Annotated in this window: 14 protein-coding genes; 7 read left to right on the forward strand and 7 right to left on the reverse strand. The window is 69.5% G+C overall.

The genetic code is table 11. The features are described from left to right. Positions 1–25 precede the first annotated feature (25 nt). From OHT51_RS41170 to OHT51_RS41190, 5 genes are read right to left on the reverse strand one after another with little or no spacing between them, the layout of a single operon-like run. Positions 26–904 (reverse strand): PhzF family phenazine biosynthesis protein, encoded by an 879-nt coding sequence (locus OHT51_RS41170; protein ID WP_328884014.1) that lies wholly within the window; start codon positions 902–904, stop codon positions 26–28. Between the two features lie 56 nt (positions 905–960). Continuing rightward, on the reverse strand, positions 961–1,797 hold the full coding sequence (locus OHT51_RS41175; RefSeq protein ID WP_328884015.1) for a carbohydrate ABC transporter permease: 837 nt from the start codon (positions 1,795–1,797) through the stop codon (positions 961–963). After that, positions 1,794–2,777 carry a carbohydrate ABC transporter permease gene (locus OHT51_RS41180; RefSeq protein ID WP_328884016.1) on the reverse strand — a complete coding sequence of 328 codons (984 nt, stop codon included), beginning with the start codon at positions 2,775–2,777 and terminating at the stop codon, positions 1,794–1,796. The genes OHT51_RS41175 and OHT51_RS41180 overlap by 4 nt, the downstream gene beginning before the upstream one ends. Positions 2,778–2,779: 2 nt before the next feature. Continuing rightward, positions 2,780–4,081 (reverse strand): ABC transporter substrate-binding protein, encoded by a 1,302-nt coding sequence (locus OHT51_RS41185; RefSeq protein ID WP_328884017.1) that lies wholly within the window; start codon positions 4,079–4,081, stop codon positions 2,780–2,782. A gap of 17 nt (positions 4,082–4,098) precedes the next feature. After that, the gene (locus OHT51_RS41190; RefSeq protein WP_328884018.1) at positions 4,099–5,319 is read right to left on the reverse strand and encodes an aminotransferase class V-fold PLP-dependent enzyme; all 1,221 of its coding nucleotides are present in this window, start codon (positions 5,317–5,319) and stop codon (positions 4,099–4,101) included. 239 nt (positions 5,320–5,558) lie between these two features. On the opposite strand from OHT51_RS41190, the gene OHT51_RS41195 reads away from it, so the two are divergent. From OHT51_RS41195 to OHT51_RS41215, 5 genes are all read left to right on the forward strand, one after another. Continuing rightward, positions 5,559–6,293, forward strand: a complete 735-nt coding sequence (locus tag OHT51_RS41195) for a FadR/GntR family transcriptional regulator (RefSeq protein ID WP_328884019.1) — start codon at positions 5,559–5,561, stop codon at positions 6,291–6,293. Positions 6,294–6,449: 156 nt separating this feature from the next. Beyond that, on the forward strand, positions 6,450–7,355 hold the full coding sequence (locus tag OHT51_RS41200) for a hypothetical protein (RefSeq protein ID WP_328884020.1): 906 nt from the start codon (positions 6,450–6,452) through the stop codon (positions 7,353–7,355). A 53-nt stretch (positions 7,356–7,408) separates the two neighbouring features. Next, entirely contained in the window at positions 7,409–7,825 is a 417-nt protein-coding gene (locus tag OHT51_RS41205; RefSeq protein WP_328884021.1) for a hypothetical protein, read from the forward strand. Between the two features lie 272 nt (positions 7,826–8,097). Next, a complete protein-coding gene (locus OHT51_RS41210) occupies positions 8,098–8,925 on the forward strand; it encodes a class I SAM-dependent methyltransferase (protein ID WP_328884022.1) in 828 nt (275 codons plus the stop codon). Between the two features lie 194 nt (positions 8,926–9,119). Continuing rightward, positions 9,120–11,213, forward strand: coding sequence for a SpoIIE family protein phosphatase (locus OHT51_RS41215; RefSeq protein WP_328884023.1), 2,094 nt, complete (start codon positions 9,120–9,122; stop codon positions 11,211–11,213). A 53-nt stretch (positions 11,214–11,266) separates the two neighbouring features. On the opposite strand, the gene OHT51_RS41220 is transcribed toward OHT51_RS41215, so the two are convergent. Then, on the reverse strand, positions 11,267–12,691 hold the full coding sequence (locus OHT51_RS41220) for a Gfo/Idh/MocA family protein (protein ID WP_328884024.1): 1,425 nt from the start codon (positions 12,689–12,691) through the stop codon (positions 11,267–11,269). 293 nt (positions 12,692–12,984) lie between these two features. Here OHT51_RS41220 and OHT51_RS41225 point away from each other — a divergent pair, with 293 nt between their 5' ends. Next, on the forward strand, positions 12,985–13,821 hold the full coding sequence (locus tag OHT51_RS41225; RefSeq protein ID WP_328884606.1) for an endonuclease/exonuclease/phosphatase family protein: 837 nt from the start codon (positions 12,985–12,987) through the stop codon (positions 13,819–13,821). Between the two features lie 27 nt (positions 13,822–13,848). On the opposite strand, the gene OHT51_RS41230 is transcribed toward OHT51_RS41225, so the two are convergent. Next, complete coding sequence (locus tag OHT51_RS41230; protein WP_328884025.1) at positions 13,849–14,226, reverse strand: MerR family transcriptional regulator; 378 nt, start codon at positions 14,224–14,226, stop codon at positions 13,849–13,851. Positions 14,227–14,343: 117 nt separating this feature from the next. On the opposite strand from OHT51_RS41230, the gene OHT51_RS41235 reads away from it, so the two are divergent. Beyond that, positions 14,344–15,417, forward strand: a complete 1,074-nt coding sequence (locus OHT51_RS41235) for an alkene reductase (protein WP_328884026.1) — start codon at positions 14,344–14,346, stop codon at positions 15,415–15,417. Positions 15,418–15,425: the final 8 nt, after the last annotated feature.

Below are 15,425 nucleotides of genomic sequence, written 5' to 3' on the forward strand. Positions count from 1 at the left end.
CTGAGGCTGCTCGGGGACCAGTGCTTCAGTCGATGCGCGTCCCCGCGCCACTGACTCGGACCCGCGGGTCACCCGCGCGCAGCGTCACGGTGAGTTCACCAGGGCGGCCCAGATCCGCGCCCTGGTGCAGCGTGAGGACGGCGGCCTGGTCGACCAGGCCCAGCTCGCGGGCGTACGCACCGAACGCGGCGGCCGCGGCGCCGGTTGCCGGGTCCTCGACGACGCCGCCGACGGGGAACGGGTCACGGACGTGGAACACGGTGGGGGACTCCCGCCACACCAGTTGAACCGTGGTCAGGTCCAGGCGGTGCATCAGGGCTTCGAGGCGAGTGAAGTCGTACCTGAGATCCGCGAGGCGGGCGCGCGTTGCCGCCGCGAGAACGAGATGGCGGGCGCCGGCGAAGGCGACGCGGGGCGGGAAGGACGGGTCGAGATCGGCGGCCGGCCAGTCGAGCGCGGCGAGTGCCTCGGCGAGGTCTGCGTCCCCGATTTCCTCGATGTGCGGCTCCACGCTGGTGAGCGTGGCCCTGATCGTCCCGCCCTCCTCGGTGACCTCCACCGGCACGGTGCCCGCGCGCGTCGCGAACACCAACTCCCCGGGACCGATCCGTTCGGCGAGCGCGACCGCGGTCGCGACAGTGGCGTGCCCGCAGAACGGCACCTCGGCCTTGGGGCTGAAGTAGCGGATGGTGTACGCCCGTCCCGCCTGGCCGACGAGGCCCTCCGGGGGCGCCGTCAGGAACGCGGACTCCGAGTACCCGAGGTCGGCGGCGATGGCCAACATGTCGTTGTCGCCCAGGCCGGCGGCGTCCAGAACGACGCCGGCGGGGTTTCCGCCGTCGGGCGTGCCGGCGAAGGCGGTGTAGCGCAATACCTCGGGCTGCTGCGGTGAGTTCGTCGTCATGATCGTGGCAACCGGGGCGAGCCGGCGGTCATTCCCCCGGGTGGCCCGCCTGCCTCTCAGCCCTTCACCGCCCCCGATGTGAGGCCCTGAACGATGTGCCGGCTGGCGAAGGCGAACAGGAGCATGGTGGGCAGGATCGTGAGCACGGCTGCCGCGGACATCGAGCCCCAGTCGATGTTGAAGCCGGAGATGAAGCCGTTCAGGGCCGTGGGCACGGTCTTGTTGCTGTCGCTGTTCATGAGCGTCACGGACAGGAACAGCTCGTTCCAGCAGTTGACGAAGTTGAAGATGAAGGCGGCGACGATGCCGGGGCGCATCACCGGCAGCAGGACGCGGAACAGCGCAGTGAACCGGGACAGGCCGTCGATCATGGCGGCCTCCTCCAGCGCGTCCGGGATGTTCTCGAAGAAGCCGCGCAGCATCACCGTGCAGAACGGGATGCACACCGCGATGTAGACGAGGATCAGGCCGAAGCGGTTGTCGACCAGCTTGAGATCGGTCATCAGCAGGTACAGCGGTCCCAGCGCGATGAACGACGGGATCATCTGGGTGACCAGCGCGGCCATCAGCAGCGCGGACTTGGTGCGGAACTCGAAGCGGGCCAGCACATATGCGGAGAGCATCGAGATCGCCGTGGCCGTCGCGCCGGCCACGGTGGAGACGATGAGGCTGTTGGTGAGGTAGGTCCCGAAGTCCGCCGTGCCGAACAGGCCGCTGTAGTTCTCCAAGGAGAACCGCTCGGGCCAGTAGGCGAGTGGGAAGTGGAAGATGTCGCCGGGTGCCTTGAGCGAGGTGACGGTGATCCAGTAGAGCGGAAAGACGGTGAAGAGCAGCCACACGCCGAGGAACGCGAACTTGACGATCCGGCCGGCCACGGACTCCTTGCCGATCACGACCGCACCCCCTTCTTCTCGCGCGTGGCCATGAGGAAGAACACCGCGAACACCAGCAGCGCGGCCACCACGAGGAGGCCGAGCGCGGAGGCCCTGCCGTAGTCGCCCTGCTGAGTGATCTTGATCATCCAGGTGGTCACGATGTGCGTCTCGTTGTTCGGCCCGCCGCCGGTCATGCCGAAGATCAGGTCGGGGAAGTTGAAGATCCAGATCACCCGTAGCAGCACGGTCAGGGCCAGTGTGGTGCGGATGTACGGGATGGTGATCTGGAAGAGCGTGCGTGACTTGCTCGCGCCGTCGAGTGCCGCCGCCTCGTAGAGCTCGTCGGGGATCGACTGGAGCGCGGCCAGGATCATGATCGCGAAGAAGGTGACCCCGTACCAGATGTTTGCGATGAGCACGGCCACCATCGCCGTCTTCGGGTCCGCCAGCCAGGCGATCGGCTCGTCGATCAGTCCGGCCTTCTGCAGCAGGTCGTTGACGACCCCGAACTCGCTGTTGAACAGCCAGCGGAACAGGATGCCGATGAGGAATCCGGAGATCGCCCAGGGGAAGAAGATCAGCGCCTGGTAGAGGCCGCGGAAGCGGAAGCGGCGGCGCAGCCACAGGGCGAGGGCGAAGCCGATCACCAGCTGGGGGACGATCGAGCCGACCACCCAGACCGCGGTGTTGCCGAGCACGGTGCCCCAGGCGGGGTCCGCGAAGACGTCGCGGAAGTTCTTCAGCCCGACCCATGACGTGTCCGTGAGGTCGGTCAACTTCCAGTTGCGGAAGGCCATCTGGCCACCCGCGATCATGGGGTAGTAGGTGAAGACCGCAACGAAGACCGCCGCCGGCGCCATGAAGGCAGCGATCTGCAGGCCACGCCGGGTGGTGAACTCCCGCCTCCGGCCGCCCCCTTGGGGGAGACCTCGCTTGCGGGAGGCCTCCCCCCTGCCCGACCCCGTCGTCTTCGCCGTACTTGTGGACGTGACGGACATGCCTACTGCTCCTGCTGCCATTTCTCGGTCCAGTACGCGTCCCAGCCCGCGAGGAGCTTCTTGGGCGTCGTCTTGCCCAGGATCAGCTTCTGCACGTCGGCGTCCGCCTTCTGCTGCCACTCGGCCCACCAGGTGACGCCGCGGGGCTGGGTGACGACCAGGTACGTGTCCGGCTGCTCGGTCATGGTGACGTAGCTCGACCAGGGGCCGGTCCTGTAGAAGGGGTCGCTGGTCGCGGACTTGAGGATGGGCACCAGGCTGTTCTTCTTGGTGAACGTCGTCGACGCCTCGCCCTGCGAGAGGAACTCGACCAGCTTCACGGCCTCGGCCTTGTGCCCGCTGCCCTTGGCGACACCCCACCCGGCGGTGGCCAGCGGCTGCACGGTCTTGCCGCCCGGGCCGGCCACCAGCGGCGCGGTGCCCCACTGGCCCTTCGAGATCGACTTGGACTCCGAGACCGTGGCGATCACCTCGGGGTCCTGGAGCAGGAATGCCGTCGACCCGTTGGAGAAGGCCTCGACCATCTCCGGGTAGCCCCAGGAGACGGACGACTTGGGGGACGCCTGCTTGAAGAGCTCGAGGTAGTTCTCCATCGCGTCCTGCGCCTCGGGGGCGGAGAAGATCGTACGGCCGCTCTTGAGCTTGAAGCCGTTGGCCGGGTCGACCTGGTCGGCGAGGTAGGCCTCGATGGCGGCGGTGGCGTTGCTGTTGGAGTTGGCGCCGCCACGGAAGGCGTAGCCGTATCGGCGCTTGGCCGGGTCGTGGACGGCGGAGGCCTGCTCCACCAGTTCCGCCCAGGTGGCCGGCGGCTTGCTGAAGCCCGCCTCCTTGATCAGGTCCTTGCGGTAGAAGAGGCTCAGGCCGTAGAAGCCGTACGGGACGAAGTACGTCCTGCCCTTGGCGTCCTTCGAGGCGTTGACGGCGTTCTCCGTCATCGCCTCCCAGCCCTTCCAGCCGTCGAGGTCCTTCTTCATGTCGTAGAGCCAGCCGTTGTTCGACCAGGGCCCGACGGTGATGTCGCGGACTTCCAGGACGTCCACTCCGCTGCCGGACTGGAGCATCTGCTGGAGTTTCTGGTCGGCCTGCTCGGTGGGCGGGGAGACCAGGTTGACCTTGATCTTGGGGTTCTGCTGCTCGAAGTCGGCTATGAGGTCCTTGAGCAGGTCGGTGCGGGTCGGGTTCGTCAGGCTCTCGACCATGTTGAGGGTGACTGTTCCGCTCGCCTCGGGGCTCATGGTGGAACAGCCGGTCAGGACCATCGCGGCGGCGGTGCCGAGCGCGAGAGCTGCCGTCCTTCTTCTCATTGTGCTGACCTCTTCCTTCACTTTTCTCGTGCCCACCTGCCGAGGACGGGGACGCATTCCTCGGCGAAGTACTCGTAGTCGGCGGCGGTGTTGTAGACGTGAGCGGACAGGCGCATGTAGCCGACGCCGTCGAAGCTGGTGAACGCCGCCTCCACGCCCAGTTCGAGGGCCACCCGGTCGCGCAGTGCGTCGGCCTCGATCCGGTCGGCGGCGAGTCCGTCCGGGAGACGCACCAGGCGCATCCCGGGCACGGGCATGCCGACGTCGACCGCGGTGTCCGCGCCGGCCGGCTCGGCGAACGCGGAGCCGATGACACGGGCGCCGTAGTCGGCCAGGTCGTTCATGTAGCGGCGGGCGGCGGTCCAGCCCCAGGTGCGCTCGATGAAGGCGAGGGACGTCGGCGCGGCCAGGTAGGCGGTGGCGTCGATGGTGCCCTGCTGGTCGAAGCGGTCGGGGTAGGGATCGGCCGCTGCCCACGAGTCGATGAGCGGGTAGAGCCGCTCGCGCAGCGGACCGCGGGCGACCAGCGCCGCGGTGCCGCGCGGGGCGCAGCCCCACTTGTGCAGGTTGCCGGTCCAGAAGTCGTAGGTCGCGTCGGCGAGCGGCGCGGCGAGGAGTCCTGGTGCATGCGCGCCGTCGACGAGGACGGGGATGCCGCGCCGCCGGGCCTCCGCCCCGATGCGCCCCACCGGCAGCCGGCGCGCTGTCGCCGACGTGATCTGGTCGACGACGACGAGCTCGGTGGCCTCGCAGAACTCCTCGACCACGGCCTCGTACGCCTGGTCCGCGTCCGCGTCCAGCGGAACCCGGGCGGTACGGACCCGGCCGCCCCACCGGCGTGCAAGCCGCTCGGCACCCATGGTCACCGCCCCGTAGCCATGGTCGGTGACGACGATCTCCCCGCCCCGGCGGAGGGTGAGCGCGGCATAGACGACGCTCGCGCCGGCGCTGGCGTTGGGCACCAGGGCGAGGTCCCCGGGACTGACGCGCAGGAAGTCGGCGAGCTCGACACGGGCGGCAGCGAGCCGTTGGGGCAGCGCCGGGAACCACACCACGGGCGAGCGCTCCATCTCCACGCGCAGCAGTTCCTGCCGCTCCTGCGCCACGAACGGCACCGCCCCGAAGGATCCGTGGTTCAGGTGCTTGAGGGCAGGATCCAGCGACCACGCCCGGTCGGCGGGCCGGCCGTCGGCCAGCACCAGAGGGCGCGGCGCGGTGGTCACCTCGGTCTCGCTCACAGGACTCCAGATCTGGGCAGGGGCGGGTCGACGGAAGGTCGGACGCCGCCGGACACATCTGATGACTCGGCATCCTGCACACCTTCTCCGGCGGAAACAAGGGTCGTACAGTGAAAGTCATCAGATGACTTTCGGGCGGTACGCAACCGACACATCTGATGACTCGCCACACCTCGCTACAGTGCTCCGAGGGGACCGCGGCATGATCGCTGTTCCGTCAGGGGAGGAAGAGGGGACGGATGTCCGCAGTCGAGAGGGCGTTCCACGGCCTACGGCACATGATCGCGTCGGGGCGGCTCGGCCCGGGTGAGCGCATTCCGCCCGAGGGGGACCTCTGCGAGGAACTGGGCGTCTCCCGCGGCTCGCTGCGCGAGGCCGTACGGATGCTCGCCGCCCTCGGCGTCATCGAGCCGCGGCACGGCTCGGGTACGTACGTCTCACAGCTGCGGCCCGAGGACGTGATCGGCAGCCTCTCGCTGACCCTCGAACTCCTCCCGCTGTCCGGCCTGTTGGAGGTCTACGAGATCCGGCGCGTCCTCGAGGCCCACGTCGCCGCCCAGGCCGCGGCGCGGTGCACACCGGAGGCGGTGCGCACGCTCTTCTCGCTCATCGAGGACATGGAGGCCACGAGCGACCCCACCAAGGCCTCCGAACTCGACCACCGTTTCCACGCCGAAATCGCCCGCGTCGGCGGCAACCCGACCCTGGCCACCCTCCTTGCGGTCTTCCGTTCCCGCTCCCGCAAGTACCAGGTCTTCACCTTGCCCGAGGGCCCTGAACTGCGCAGGAAGAGCGACGACGACCACCGTGTCCTGGCCACCGCCATCGCCGACCGCGACCCCGTCGCCGCGGCAGGCGCGGCGCAGGCGCACGTCGCCCAGACGGAGCGGTGGCTGCGCGCGTTCATGCCGCCGATCGAGGAGGCGAACGTCCTGGACGGGACGCACGAGGCCGACGAGGCCGACGGGGCTTAGAACGCTCCCCGTGCAGCATCCGGCAATCACGCAGAAATCCGCCGCTGCCGCGGTACCGTATTGCTGAGAGTGTGGTACCGAGAGCGCGATGAGCAAAAATGGTCCAGTCCTCGAATTCATGAGGTACCCGCATGATGCCGACCCGAATGGGGCACCGTGACTGACGCCGCCGCTCGCGCACGGCAGCGGGTGGCGGTTGCGCAGTGCGACACGGCTGAGCGTCTTGCGCTGGCGCGAGAGTTCTACGACGCCGTGCCGGGCGGCTTCTCCCGATACGGGTACGCCGAGTTGAGCTTCATGCGCTGGTCGGCCGCTCGCGGAGTACTGGAACCGGAGTCTGCCGTACCGGCCGGTAGTCCGTGGTGGCGCAAAGTCAATGAAATGCTGCTGAGGGACAAGGTCGAGGCAAGTCTCTTGACCGTCGGTAATTCAGGAAATGCCAGCAGCCACAGCGTTCGATACTGGATTGACTTCCTTGACAAACCGTCGCCAGCTCGGTGGTACCTCGCGCATAACGCCAGCATTGTCGCGGGCTATCTGAAGTATGAAGGCCTGGCGTCCGAGGAACTCAAAGTAGAGCGATTCATGATGAACGTCGCGCTGATTCGAGTTCTTTACACCCACGCCATGCTGGCGAATCCACGACTCGCGCTGGGGCGCCGGCTGGCCTTCCTCGGCCCCCGGCTGGTCGACCCGCGCCACCGCAGCGTCAAGATGTTCCTCGACCTCGGCCGCTCGTTCCCGAGGGAGTACCCGGTGGCCGGATCCCTCGAAGAAGTCGTCCTCGCCGAACACGCCCTCGCCCGCATGCTCGACTACGGCCTGATCGCCCCTCGTCTTCCCGCGCTCTACGAGTTCGCAGCCGAGGCACTCGAGGAGCCCCGGCTGACCTCCCTCCTCGACGACGGCGTGCCGGCCTATGTGTGGCCGCACGCCGACCGTTCGGTCTGGTTCATCGGAAACACGGGACCGCACCTGCGGGCCATCGCCCGGATGACCGGGGTACGGCTGCTGTGGGCGCCCTCTCCGTACCGTCGGCCGTACCGGAGGACGCGAGGCTGAGGTTGGTTCGGTCCGGTTGGCATGCGCCGGGGTCCGCGGGCAGGATGCTGTCCATGCGCAAGCCGTATCAGGCCCAGGCCCAGGCCCCGGCCCGGCCGGGCGCCCGCGCCGACGCCACCCATGCAGTGCTGTCGCTGTGGTCGCAGGACTCCGTGCTGTCGATCGGTTCGGTCGGATCGGTCCTGTCCGTCGGCTCTGTCGGGTCCGCTCTCTCCATCGGCTCGATCGGCAGCGCTCTGTCGGTCGGCTCCATCGGTTCCAGCCTGTCGCTGCTGTCCTTCGGCTCGTGGCTGAGCACCGGATCGGTGCTGTCCGCCCAGTCGACGTGGTCGGCGCTGTCCTGGCGTTCCTCGCGCAGTTTCCTGTCCTCCGAGGGCAGGCGGGTCGCCGGAGTACTGGGGGTCGCGGGCGCGGCGGCGGGAGCGGCGGTGCTGCTCGCGCGCACTACTCGGCCCGGGCGCCAGGTCTAGCCACTCGGCGGGTTGCGAGCCGCAGGGACGCGCGGCTGTGCTGCTCGTGCGCCCAGGCGTTCTCGCAATGCCGGCAGCGGCGTCCTTGGGCCGTTCGGCGCGCGCCCGGCGCGCCTCGGCTGCGCAGGCGGCCCCCGGTGGAGGATCGTCAGGACGGCGGCCGTGGGACGTGCCGCCCCGGTATCGCTCGACTGTCTGAAGAGGTCGGTCATGATCAGGGACATTGAGTCCGGCGAACCCCGTCGCACGCTCGATGCCGCGCGGGCGGCGGCGTGACCGCCGCAGCGGGAGGGGGCGCGCAGGGCGGCGGCCGTTACGGCGAGGACGTCTTCCGCCCCGAACAGGCGGGGGAGGGCGAACGTATCGATTTCGGTGCGCTCGCCTACGACGACATCACCATGGGACGGCTGCGGGCGATGGGGGTCGGCCCGGGCTGGCGCTGCCTGGACGTGGGTGCCGGAACGGGCACGGTCTCCCGTCGGCTCCTGGGCGAGGCCGGAGTCGACAGCGTGCTGGCGGTCGACCGTGACGTACGTTTCCTCACCGAGCGGCCCGCACCCGGGCTGGATGTCCTGGAAGCCGACCTCACGGCCCCGGACTTCGTCTCCGGCACGTTCCGGCTCGTCCATGCGCGCTTCGTGCTGATGCACCTGGCCGAGCACGACCGGCTGATCACAGCACTGGCCGAACTGGTCGCGCCCGGCGGTGTGCTGGTGCTCAGCGACGCGGTCGACCTGACGAGCGACCGGACGCCCGGCACGCCGTACACCGAGGTGATGCGGGCGATGTGGCAGGGGCTGGGGGCCACCATCGGCACCGATGTCTCCTGGGTGCCGTCGTACCCGCACCTGCTGCGCGGGGCCGGGCTCGTGCCTGTCGCCGCCGAGATCCATGTGCCGCCGCTGGTGCCGGGCAGCCCGATCAGCCGTTTCTGGGCGGACACTTGGGAGCGGAGCAGAACGGCGATGCTCGCGACCGGCCTGGTCGACGACGCGGGCATTGATACGGCGATCCGGTATCTGGGCTCTCAGGAGTGCGCCGCGCTGTCGGCCGGCATGCTCACCGCGTGGGGGTGGAAGCCCGAGGCGGGAAGGGCGTAGGTACGCACGCCTGAGGCACCGGAGACGGGGAGAGTCGGAGAGGGGGAGGGGGAGGGGGAGAGGGGGAGCTGGTCAGAGGGGCAGACCGGCATCCGGCCGGCCGTCTGCGGGTGCGGTCCTGCCGACCGTGGAGCACGCTGGGACATGGGGCAGCCGTACCCCTGGGTGATCGCAGTACCTCGGAGGTGGGTCCCGTGGCGCACAGGGATCCCGGCGGGCGCGTCGACGAGGCAGCCGCCCTGATGCTGGAGGCGCTGTTCACGCAGTCCCCGGTAGGGCTCCACCTCATTGACACGGACCTGCGGGTGCTGCGCGTCAACACCGCCACTCCTGGCATGCGGAACCTGTCCATGGACGACCTCCGGGGGCGCCCGGTCCGTGAGGTCTACAGCCTCGTGGACGACGACGTGGAGGCGCTCCTCAGGGACGTACTCGACACCGGGGTCCCCCTGCACCGGCGCATCGTCCGGGCGCATGTCGAGGGAATTGCGCAGGAGCGGAAATTCGAGGTCAGCGCCTTGCGCCTGGAAGGCTCCCAGCGGTCGGTGCTCGGGGTGGCGGTCACCGCGGTCGACGTCACCGAACGGGAGAGGGGCCTGGCCCGCACCAGGATGCTCGACGTGGTGCGGGAGCGGGTGGGACGCACGCTGGAGCCGGCCTTGATCGGCGAGGAACTTGCCGAGGCCGTGGTCCCCGCGTTCGCCGACGTCGCCGTCGTGGACGTGGTGGACGCCGTGCTCCGCGGCGATGATCCCCCTCTCGTCCCGCCGCCCACCGGCACGCACGTCATACGCACCGCGTTCCACGGCGCCGGCAGACGGCCGCCGCCTGCCCGTTCGGTCGGCGACATCCACCGCCTCGCAGGTCCGACGCCCTTCACCCAGGCCCTCGCCGACCTGCGCCCGAGAGTGGTCCAGCTGCAGCCGGACGCTTCTTGGCCGGCCGCCGATCCCGCGCTCGCGGAGGCGATCCGGTCATCCGGAGCCCATTCCCTCCTCGTGGTTCCCCTGACGCTGCGCGACACCGCCCTCGGAATCGTGAGCCTGTACCGGACGGAGCACTCGCCGGCATTCGACGAGGACGACCGCGCGTTCGCCGTCGAGTTGGCCACGCACACCGCACTGTGCATCGACAACGCACGGCGCTACACGCGTGAACACACGATCGCCGCGACGGTTCAGCGCCAACTGCTGGCCCGCCGGCCGGAAGCCCACGCCTGGCTGGAAACCGCCTATCTCTCCGTCACGGGTGCCGATCCCGGTGCCTGGTACGACACCACCACGCTCTCCAGTGCCCGCACAGCGATCGTTGTCGGCGAGGTGTCGGGCCGCGGTGTGCACGCGGCCGCGATCATGGGACAGCTCCGCACCGCCGTACGCTCCCTGTCGGCCTTCGACCTCACCCCCGACGAGCTGCTCGCCCGTCTGCACGACACGGCGGGGCGCCTGGCCGCCGAACGGGCTCACCTCCCGCTCAGCGACCCGCTGCGCCAAGAAGCTCTCACCGCCGACTGTGTGTACGCGGTCCACGACCCTCTGACCGGCACGTGCACGATGGCGGCGGCCGGCCGACTGGCCCCCTTGGTCGTACGGCCGGACGGGACTGTGTCCCTCCCCGGCGCACCGGCCGGGCCCAGGCTGGGAAGTTCGGAGGGCGCGCCCTTCGCGGCCGTCGAGATCGACGTACCGGCCGGCAGCGTCCTGGTGTTCGCCAGCGACCCGCTCCTCACTTCGTATCTGGCCGAACTCCCCGGCCCGTTGGCCACGGTGTCCGCATACGCCGACCGCCCCCTCCAGGACCTGGGCGACGCCCTCGTCTACTCGCTTCCGGCGGATCTGGGCGTCAGTGACGCCGCGGTGATCGTCGCGCGCAGCCGGGCGTTCCCCGCCGACCGGTGCGCCGCATGGCCGCTGGACCCCGAACCGGCGTCCGTGGCCGACGCCCGACGCCGTACGCGCCGGCAACTCGCCGCGTGGAACGTGGATGACGAGACCGCCTACAACATCCAGCTCATCGTCAGCGAACTCGTCACCAACGCCATCCGGTACGGCAGATCACCGCTAGAACTGCGGCTCATCCATGACCGCACCCTGACCTGCGAGATGCGGGACGCCGGCTCGGCCGCCCCACACCTGCGCCATGCCGCCACGGCCGACGAGGGCGGGCGAGGCCTGTTCATCATCGCGCAGCTGGCTCAGGCATGGGGGACCCGCTTCAGCACGCGCGGGAAGACGATCTGGGCCGAGCAGGAACTGTCCGGCACCACGGGGTCCGAGGGCTCGGTCTGATGGCCGTTGACGCCGCGCCGCGCCGATCGAAGGCCTCGGCGCGCGGCGCGGGGTCAGCCGACCGGTGGCATGTCCGTGGGGCTGGAGTCCAGTCCCGGGCGCTTGGCGGACCAGGCGCCGCGCGTGAAGTCCGGGATCTCGACCGGGCGACCGTTCCTCGCCAGGGACGCCGCGCTCAGCGGGACCGCCGAGCACCAGGCAGCGGAGTCGTACACGTCGATGTCGGGCACCAGCCCCGCGCGCATCAACTGGACGGTGCGCCACTGCAGGACGTAGTCCATGCCGCCGTGGCCGCCGTTGTTCGCGGCGTCGTCACCGACCTTCTGCCACAGCCAGTGGTCGTACTCCTTGCGGTAGTCGGCGAAGTCGCGCCAGGTGTGGCCGCCGTGATCCGGTTCGAGATAGACGCGCGCGCCGGTCGGGGCGGGTCCGGTGTAGTCCTCGACGATCCCCCGGCTGCCGGCGAGGGTGTTGATCCTGCTGTACGGCCGGGGCGAACTCACCTCGTGCTCGGCCCGGATGATCCTGCCCTTGTCGGTCTCGATGAGGCAGGTGACCAGGTCACCGTTGATGTACGTCTCTTTCCAGGACGGGTGGTCGCGGGGGACGAAGCGTTCGCGGTAGTCGGCCAGGCCCTTCGGGGCGGTCGCGGTGGCGGCGAGGGTGGTCATCCGGTCGCCGCGGTTGATGTCCATGGCCGCCGCGATCGGGGCCAGCCCGTGCATGGGATAGAGCGACGCGGTGCTGCGGGTGTGCCACAGCCGCCGCCAGGAGTCGGTGTAGTACGTGTCGGAGAACAGGAGTTCACGCAGGTCGTGCTGGTAGCCGCCATGGCCGTTGGTGATGTCTCCGAACAGGCCGGCGTGCGCCATCCTCAGCATGGCCAGTTCGTTGCGGCCGTAGCTGCAGTTCTCGGCGAGGAGCAGGTGCCTGCGAGTCCGCTCGGAGGTGTCGACGAGGTCCCACAGCTCGCGCAGTTCGGTCGCGATGGGGAGTTCCACGACGGCGTGCCTGCCGCTCAGGAGTGCGGCTCTGCCGTGCTCGTAGTGGAACTCCCACGGCGTCGCGATGTACACCAGGTCGATGTCGTCGCGCCGGAGCATCCGGGCGTAGGAGTCGGCTGATCCGCCGTATTCGGCGGGGCGGGGCTCGCCCTTGCTCACCAGCCGGTCGGCGGCGCGGCGCGCGCGGTCGGCGCGGATGTCGCAGACGGCGGTCACGGTGCAGCCGGGCACGGCCGCCCAGCTCTCGACCATGCCTCCGCCGCGGTTGCCCAGGCCGATGACACCGACGCGGACAGTTCTGTGGACCTGGAACGGCACGCCGATCATCGACTTCTGTCCGGGACGGCGGCGGGGCACCTGTCCGGTCGCGGCGGCCGCGGCCGGGGCCGCGGCGGTCATCCCGACCGCGGCCGCGCCGGTGGCGACGGCTCCGCCGAGGAGCAGTCGGCGTGAGACAGCGGGTGTTTCGGACATGACGGCAACACTCCTCGCTGAGGTGGCTTGCATCACTGCCGGGGCACTGTGGGGACTGTCGGGGCATGACTCTGCGGGCTTCGACGGTTCATGTCAATACGTGCTCGATAGAGAGCAGTTCCGAGCAGGAACAAGCATTGATGGGTGGTTGGCGGGCCGCCGGCCAGGTCGGTACGGGGCTGGGTAGGGAGCCTGACGAAGAAGCGGAAGCAGGTGTTGCTGACCATCCCGTCCCATAACCTCGTATGTGGAGACGTCAGATGCCGTGGGCATCCGGCCGGATCGAGGAGGCGATGGTGTTCGTAAGGGGCGCGCGGTTGTTCGCGGCCGCGGTGATCGTCGCCTGCATGGTGCTCGTCGGCCCCAGTGCACCGAGCGGTGCCCTCTTCGCCAGGTCAGTGCCCGTCGAAGCCGTCAAGGACGTCGTACCGAACCGGGTCATGACGTGGAACATCTGCAATCCGTGCGAGGTCGGCAACGTCGACCGGGCCGCGGAGATCGCCGCGTACGCGCCCCAGGTCATCGGCCTGCAGGAAGCGTGCGTGCGGGACGTCGAGAGGATCCGGGAGTACCTGGAGAGTCTTCACGGGCTGGTCTACCACGTCGAGTACGGGACGGTTCTTCGGAGTTGGGGCCGCTGCGGGGGAGTGCCGTGGAGTCCGGGGGCCTACGGCCAGGCGGTCCTCTCGGCGGCTCCGATGACGGACCGCGTCAACGTGGAGTACCCCGACGGAGGATCCGAGGACCGTGGGTACATGGCGGTCACGACCATGGTGGACGGCCGACCTGCCCGGGTCTTCAACACCCACCTCGCCCATCGTCGTCAGGAGGAAGTCCGGGCGGCCCAGATCGGTGTGCTGGCCGCAGAGGTCGCGCGACACGACCGCGCCGTCGTTCTCGGCGACTTCAACGCTGTGCCGGACGCTCCCGAACTCGCCCGGATGTGGGCCCTGGCCGTGGACGCGGACCCCCAGTGTCACCCTTCGCCCGCCGGCACCTGCCAGACGACCACGGACTGGCACACCAAGTTCGACTACATCTATCTGCGAGGCATCGTCCCGCACGGGCACCGTGTTCATCCCAGCTCGTACTCGGACCACCACTTGCAGTACGCCGACCTGGACGCCTAGGGACTGTTTGCGCCACTCGTCCCGGGCTCAGCCCGTCGCGGCCGACTTCAGGCGCCTTCGGTGGGCCCGGTTCGTGGCCATCAACGTGTCGAGGGCTTCCCGGGTGCGGATGAGGTCCTCGATGTGCTCGGAGAGCCGGTCGCGCTCCTCTGCCATGCGTTCCAGGGCGGCGTCGGACGTCTCCTCGCTGGGTGAGTCGACGCAGGGCAGCAGTTCGGAGATGGTCCGGCTGGACAGACCCGCGGCGTACATCCGCTGAAGGAACGTCACGCGGTCGACGTGGTGCTCCGAGTAGTGCCGCTGCCCGCTGGCGCTGCGGGTGCTGGACAGCAGGCCCTGTTCCTCGTAGTAGCGCAGGGATCTGACGCTGACTCCGGCCCGTGCCGCGAGCTCGCCGATACGCATGCCGCCCCTCCCCGTTGTGATCCGGAGCACAACCCTTGCCTCTGACGTCAATGTCAGGTTTTAGCGTAGCCGACGTGCCCGGATGCGGGGCACGACCGATGACGAAGGAGACATGACGTGACGACCCTTTTCTCCGGTTACCGGCTGGGCACCCTGGCACTGCCCAACCGTGTGGTGATGGCGCCGATGACACGTGTACGAGCCGCCGCGGGCGGACTGGCGACGCCGTCGATGGCGCGCTACTACGCCCAGCGGGCCACGGCCGGCCTGATCGTCAGTGAGGGGGTGCAGCCGAGCCTGGTCGGGCAGTCCAACCCTGGCACTCCGGGGCTGTACACCGACGAGCAGGTGGCCGCCTGGCGCCCGGTGACCGATGCGGTGCACACCAACGGCGGCCGGATCTTCGCCCAGATCATGCACGGCGGACGGGTGTCGCACCCCGACACCATCGGTATGCAGCCCGTCGGCCCCTCGGCCATCGCGGCCGTGGGTGAGGTGTTCACCCCCAACGGACCGCTGCCCGCGCCGACTCCGCGAGCCCTGGACACGGCCGAGGTGCCCGAGCACGTCCAGTCGTACGCGGACGCCGCACGCCGTGCCGTCGACGCCGGTTTCGACGGTGTGGAACTCCACGGCGCCAACGGCTATCTGATCTCGCAGTTCCTCTCCTCCAACGCCAACCTGCGCACGGACCGGTACGGCGGCTCGGTGAGCAACCGGATCAGGTTCGCCGTCGAGGCGGCCGCCGCGACCGCCGAAGCCATCGGCGCGGACCGGACCGGTATCCGTCTCTCCCCCGGAGGCGCCTTCTGGGGCATCGAGGAGACCGACGTCGCCGAGCTCTACACCGCGCTCCTGACCGAGCTGTCCCGGCTCGGCCTGGCCTACGTCCACCTCGAGGCCACCACCGACGAGGAGACGCTTCTCGGCCTGCGCCGGGCCTGGGCGGGCACTCTCGTCATGAACCCGGTTCTGCCGATGGGCCCGAAGCAGACCGGCCGGGCCGACGCCGACCACTGGCTGAACCTGGGAGCGGATCTCATCAGCTTCGGGCGCGCTTTCATCGCCAACCCCGACCTGGTGGAGCGTCTGCGCACCGGCCTCCCGATCGCTCCGGCCGACGACGCGGCGTACTTCCAGGGCGGCGACAACGGCTATCTCACGTACTCGGCCTACCAGTACTCGGCGTAGCCGCCAAG

This window comes from Streptomyces sp. NBC_00299 (assembly GCF_036173045.1).
GTDB lineage: Bacteria > Actinomycetota > Actinomycetes > Streptomycetales > Streptomycetaceae > Streptomyces > Streptomyces machairae.

Bases quoted from the DNA above. Each gene is read 5' to 3' on its own strand.
- OHT51_RS41220 (WP_328884024.1), bottom strand. From the start codon at position 12,691: ATGTCCGAAACACCCGCTGTCTCACGCCGACTGCTCCTCGGCGGAGCC.
- OHT51_RS41230 (WP_328884025.1), bottom strand. From the start codon at position 14,226: ATGCGTATCGGCGAGCTCGCGGCACGGGCCGGAGTCAGCGTCAGATCC.
- OHT51_RS41225 (WP_328884606.1), top strand. From the start codon at position 12,985: ATGGTGTTCGTAAGGGGCGCGCGGTTGTTCGCGGCCGCGGTGATCGTC.
- OHT51_RS41185 (WP_328884017.1), bottom strand. From the start codon at position 4,081: ATGAGAAGAAGGACGGCAGCTCTCGCGCTCGGCACCGCCGCCGCGATG.
- OHT51_RS41205 (WP_328884021.1), top strand. From the start codon at position 7,409: ATGCGCAAGCCGTATCAGGCCCAGGCCCAGGCCCCGGCCCGGCCGGGC.
- OHT51_RS41180 (WP_328884016.1), bottom strand. From the start codon at position 2,777: ATGTCCGTCACGTCCACAAGTACGGCGAAGACGACGGGGTCGGGCAGG.
- OHT51_RS41170 (WP_328884014.1), bottom strand. From the start codon at position 904: ATGACGACGAACTCACCGCAGCAGCCCGAGGTATTGCGCTACACCGCC.
- OHT51_RS41195 (WP_328884019.1), top strand. From the start codon at position 5,559: ATGTCCGCAGTCGAGAGGGCGTTCCACGGCCTACGGCACATGATCGCG.